This is a genomic window from Sulfuricurvum sp. IAE1, from assembly GCF_004347735.1.
Lineage (GTDB): Bacteria > Campylobacterota > Campylobacteria > Campylobacterales > Sulfurimonadaceae > Sulfuricurvum.
Window position 1 is genome coordinate 1 of record NZ_SLTI01000039.1, and the last position, 5,444, is coordinate 5,444.

Genomic DNA, 5,444 nt, shown 5'->3' on the forward strand with positions numbered 1-5,444 from the left:
CTTTGCCCCGGATCAAGCAGATCAGAGGGTACTCCCGGAACTGATGAAGGAATGCTCAGGTTAAAGACCGGAATGGTGGTGTATGGAACATCACCGAGGGATTTATTGAGAATGGCGTTGATTATCTTTCGTGTTGAAGGCAGGTCTATCCGCTTGCCGGTACCGTAGGGACCACCCATCCATCCTGTATTCACCAGCCAGGCATCAGCATGATGTTCCTTCATCTTCCTGGTGAGCTCTCGTGCATATATTATCGGATCAAGCATCAGAAATGCAGCCCCGAAGCAGGCAGAGAAGGAGGGAACGGGCTCCTTTATCCCTCGCTCCGTACCAGCAACCTTGGCTGTATAACCGCTCAGGAAGTAGTACTGCGTCTGCTCTTCGGTAAGTCTTGCCACAGGAGGTAAAACCCCGAAGGCATCTGCCGTCAGAAAGATTACCGTGGTGGCATGACCTGCCTTCGATACCGGCCTGACAATATTCTCTATATGGTATATGGGGTAGGAGACCCTCGTGTTCTCCGTCTTCCCGGCACTGCTGAAGTCTATCTCCCCCTTCTCATTCACTACCACGTTCTCAAGCAAGGCATCACGCCTTATTGCCCTGTATATGTCAGGTTCATTCTCCTTGCTGAGATTGATTGTCTTGGCATAGCATCCACCCTCAAAATTGAAGATGCCTTCCTCGTCCCAGCCATGCTCATCATCACCTATCAATGCCCTGTCAGGGTCAGTTGAAAGTGTCGTCTTGCCGGTACCTGACAATCCGAAAAAGATGGCAACATCATTCTTCTTTCCAACGTTGGCCGAACAATGCATCGAAGCAATCCCCTTCAGTGGCAGATAGTAATTCATCACCGAGAATATACCCTTCTTCATCTCCCCTCCGTACCAGGTGCCACCCACAAGCATCATCCGCTCCGTCAGGTTGAATAACACAAAGTTCTCTGAATTCATTCCAAATTTCTGATAATCAGGATTTATGGCCTTTGATGCCATCAGCACAACGAAGTCGGGATTGAAATTTTCAAGCTCCTGTCCTGTGGGACGGATAAACATGTTTTTTACAAAATGGGCCTGCCATGCCACCTCCATGATGAAACGGACACATAGACGCGTGTCAGGGTTAGCGCCGCTGTAACAATCGACAACATAGAGCTTTTTGCCGGAGAGCTGATTCTCTGCTATTTTCCTGCAGTGATCCCAGGCTTCCCGTGTAAGTGCCTTGTTGTCAGAAACCGGAGAGTCCTCCGATTTCCACCAGACAGTATTCTCAGTGGTACTGTCCCTGACAATGTACTTGTCCCTGGGAGAGCGGCCGGTGAAGTCACCGGTATCTACCGCCATTGCCCCGGTTGTGGTGGGAATGCCCCGTTCAAAACCCGTCAGTACGGGTGAGAGCTCATCATCATACAGACACTCATAGGAAGGATTATAAACTATCTCTGTTACTTCGGTTATACCGTATTGCTTTAAGATTTCCACTGACATCATGGTTCCGGGGGTTTTGATGTCCATCAAAGTTAATAATATTAAGCAATCAAATTTCAAAATAAAAATCAAACCGCCTGCCATTTAAAAAAAGAGCGCTATGTAACACCGGATTAGTTATCTTTAGCTGGCAATACGAAACAAAATGAGAACGGTTTTCATGTTGATGGTTATCCTCTTCACCGTTGAGGTTTATCCGCAGGATATAAGGGTGAGGAGTGTTAAAAGGATTACTCCCGAAGACAAGGGATCATACCTGCTTACGGGTGTTGTCCCGGGTTCGGGTTACCTGCTGGTGGCAGGAGGGGGTTACAATGGCCTGTCACTGCTGGATATAAGGCGGGGTTCCCTCATTAGGGTAACGGATGAGCCTGGGGCCGGTTATGAACCTGCGGCAACGGCAGACGGTAAAAAAGTCTTCTACCGCAGTGACAGCTTCACTGACAATATGAAATATTCATCAGTTTACAGTTATGATATTGAATCCGGTGAAAAGAAACTTGTGATGGAGAAAGGAAGAGATGTACTATTGCCTGCCGTCACCGGCAATGCAGTACTCCTGAAATCGGAAGGAGGGATGAGGATTGAACAGGCCGGTCCGGAGCTGAAATCAGCAGGCGATAGAGCCTTCGTCGTGACTGAGGAGATGATGCCGGTTCTCTACCGCGGAGGTGAGAGGAAGGAACTCATGCCCAATGGCGACGGGTTTTATATATGGACATCACTCTCTCCTGACGGCACCATGATACTTTATAATTACCAGGGCCGTGGAACCTATATATGTGACCTGTCAGGCAAAGTTCTTCATGACCTCGGAAGGATAAATGCCCCGAGGTGGTTCAATGACAGGCTGGTGATAGGTATGGATGACAGGGACGACGGTCACAGGATTACCTCTTCCGAAATCGTATATTATTCCCTTGCCGGAAAAAAGGGTGCTCCGTTGACATCCACTCCCGGGCGCGCAGAGATGTTCCCGTTCGCATTCGGCAACAGGAGGATCGCATTTTGCACCGACAACGGCGAGATATATATCATGAAAGTGAGAGTCAGATGAAAAACCGTTACAGGGTCTGGCTGCTTGCAGCAATGATGCTGATGCCGGCAACACAGTATGGCCAGAGAAGTGATTTCAGCGGGCTGAAGATTTTTGTAAATCCGGGTCACGGAGGTTATGACGGTGATGACAGGCATATGATTGCCACTGACTTCTGGGAGTCGGAAGGAAACCTGACAAAGGGTCTTTTCCTCAGGCAATTGCTGGAGGACCGCAATGCCACGGTCTACATGTCGCGTACCACCAACTTTACCTCTGATGATCTCCCGCTTTCAACAATAGCTGCTATGGCCAATACCGCCAATGTGGATTTTTTTATTTCGATACACAGTAACGGCTTTGACGGCACAAGAAATCAACCCCTGGTTCTCTTCCGGGGTTATGACAATGCCCCTGTATACCCGGCTGCCAAAACCTTTGCCCAGATCCTGTGGGCCAAACTGTTTGAAAAGGGCAACTGCTGGACCCATACTTCAGAATGGGTCAAGGGCGACTGGACCTTTTACCCCGACTGGGGTGACAAGGTAGGTCTGGGGGTTCTCCGTACCCTCAACATGCCGGGTGTCCTGTCAGAAGGCTCCTTCCATGACTATATACCTGAAGGCTGGCGTCTTCGCAATCCTGACCACCTGCATCATGAAGCATGGTCGATGCTCAGGGCACTGCAGGAATTCTACAGCATACCGGCCGGGAACTACGGCATCATTGCAGGCACTGTACGTGATGCACTCACCTCCCCACCATGGTACTTCAAACCTGGCTCCCCCGATGAGCATATCCCGATCAACGGAGCAACAGTCACTCTTATCCCTTCAGGCAGATCAGTCAAACTCGACAATCTTAACAACGGTTTCTTTATGTTTGACTCGGTAGCCCCGGGCAATTATGAGGTAATTGCCAGCGGGATGGCCGACTTCTTCAATGATACCCTGGCCTCGGAAGTGATTTCCGGCCGCACCACACTGACTGATTTCCTCCCCTCTTTTGATACTGCACGTGTACCGGTGGTCACTGAATTTCTTCCTGTAACAACCGACAGTCTCACTTTCAACCAGGTATTTACCCTGAGATTCAACATCCCGATGAACAGGTCGGCTGTGGAGAGTGCCCTGCTCTTTGAACCTGCCGCAAATGTGACGTATGAATGGGATGATAAAAGCAAATTACTGACAGTAAGGCCTGTGACCGGTTTTGCCTCAAAGACACCTTACCTGATCAGGCTCACCACATCAGCGGCGTCCCTCTGGGATGTTCACATCGGGGAGGAGTTCCGGGCCTCTTTCGTGACAAAGGCACGTCCCGGGCTTGTCATTGAACAGATATGGCCATCACAGGGAACCACAGGGGTTAATCTTTTCCCCAGGATCACTGTACGATTTGATGCACCCCTTGACCAGGCATCTGCCACTGCCGGTATCAGGCTGCTCGACAGCCAGTCGGCACCCATGCAAAAAAAACGGGAGACTTTCACAACGTCTGATGGTAAGGGAACATACAGCTTTGAGCTGACGACGCAGCTGCAGCTGAACACTCTTTACCGTATCCAGGTTGATGCCACTGTGAAGGACATAGCCGGAGTATCAGTGGTCACAGCCGCTGAGGCTTCATTCACTACCCGCACAAAGGCCTACCAGACAGGTAACGTTGTTGAGTCATTTGACAATATCGGTTCTTTCTGGGATCCCGAGGCAAGCGGCAGCACTGTTGGCACTGACAATCCCTCCACCACCTTTACAGCATCAAATGATATCTACAAGTCTGCCGCACCGGCAGGCCGGCTCGATTATGTGTTCACCTCTGACCATGGTGGTGTCTGCAGGGTCTTTGATACCAGCAAACCGCTGATAGGAAGCAGTACCAGTTTGTTCTTTGCCATGTGGGTTTACGGGGATCTCAGCAATAACCTTCTCGAATACTGGTTCTACTCCCCGGGTACTGTCAACCAGATAGTATCTGCATCAGCAATCAACTGGGCAGGATGGGACCTGATTTCCATACCTTTCAGTTCCATCGGCGGAACAGGCGAATGGCAGTATCACAGTCTTGTGATACGGCAGAACAGCGGGGGAAAGAGATCAGGCACCATGTATTTTGATGATGCCATGGTAATTTCGCCCACAGTAATTGACGAGCCTGATGACCCGGGGATTGACCTGGTCATCTATCCCAACCCGGTCAGCCGGGAGGGCATGATATCATTCTTCCTGCAATCAGACTGCCATGTGTCCATCGACCTCTATGCTGCTGACGGTACCCTGGCGGCGAATATCTTCAGAGGCCCGGCCGGAGCAGGTGAACAGCATTACCCCTGCTACCCTTCACAGTCTGTTGCCCCGGGAGTATATACCCTCAGGCTTGGTATCCGTGGCGAGGATGAGACACAATGGCATTACACCTCCAGGAGGTGGGTGGTACTTGAGTGAAGTCGGCAGTCGGCAGTCAGCAGTAATGAATAAATTGCTAATTATGCTTATAACGAATGTGTCTTGCTATAACTATTGCCTGCTAATCACCGGCCTCCCCTTCAATCTGGCTGCTTCTCTAAATTTACCCACCGGGTCAATTCTTTACGCTCGCACCTCTGTTGCCTGAATTGACTGCCTACTGGTACTGCCGACTGCCTACTAAACGAAAAGGAGGCTCCAGACGTGCCTCCCTTTCCTTATTAAGATTATATAACCTTACTTCCTGGCTGCCCTGATGGCCGACTGCGCTGCCGCAAGCCTGGCTATGGGCACCCTGAAGGGTGAACAGCTTACATATGTGAGTCCGTTCTTGAAGCAGAACTCAACCGATGCCGGGTCACCGCCCTGCTCGCCGCAGATACCGATCTTCAGGTCGGGACGCGTTGCCCTTCCCTTTTCGCATGCCATGGTGATCAGTTGTCCGACACCGTC

Annotated in this window: 4 protein-coding genes; 2 read left to right on the top strand and 2 right to left on the bottom strand. The window is 50.5% G+C overall.

Annotated features, from left to right (window positions below; genetic code table 11):
* On the bottom strand, positions 1-1,490 hold a 1,490-nt coding region (gene pckA, locus E0765_RS05165), incomplete at its 3' end, for a phosphoenolpyruvate carboxykinase (ATP) (protein WP_132812159.1).
* A gap of 145 nt (positions 1,491-1,635) precedes the next feature.
* Between pckA and E0765_RS05170 the strand changes: the two genes are divergently transcribed.
* Positions 1,636-2,547 (top strand): PD40 domain-containing protein, encoded by a 912-nt coding sequence (locus tag E0765_RS05170; RefSeq protein ID WP_132812157.1) that lies wholly within the window; start codon positions 1,636-1,638, stop codon positions 2,545-2,547.
* Positions 2,544-4,970, top strand: coding sequence for an Ig-like domain-containing protein (locus tag E0765_RS05175; RefSeq protein ID WP_132812158.1), 2,427 nt, complete (start codon positions 2,544-2,546; stop codon positions 4,968-4,970). Before E0765_RS05170 ends, E0765_RS05175 begins: the two co-directional genes overlap by 4 nt.
* Positions 4,971-5,228: 258 nt before the next feature.
* Here E0765_RS05175 and E0765_RS05180 read toward each other — a convergent pair.
* A partial coding sequence (locus E0765_RS05180; RefSeq protein ID WP_223175677.1) for a putative PEP-binding protein occupies positions 5,229-5,444 on the bottom strand: 216 nt, incomplete at its 5' end.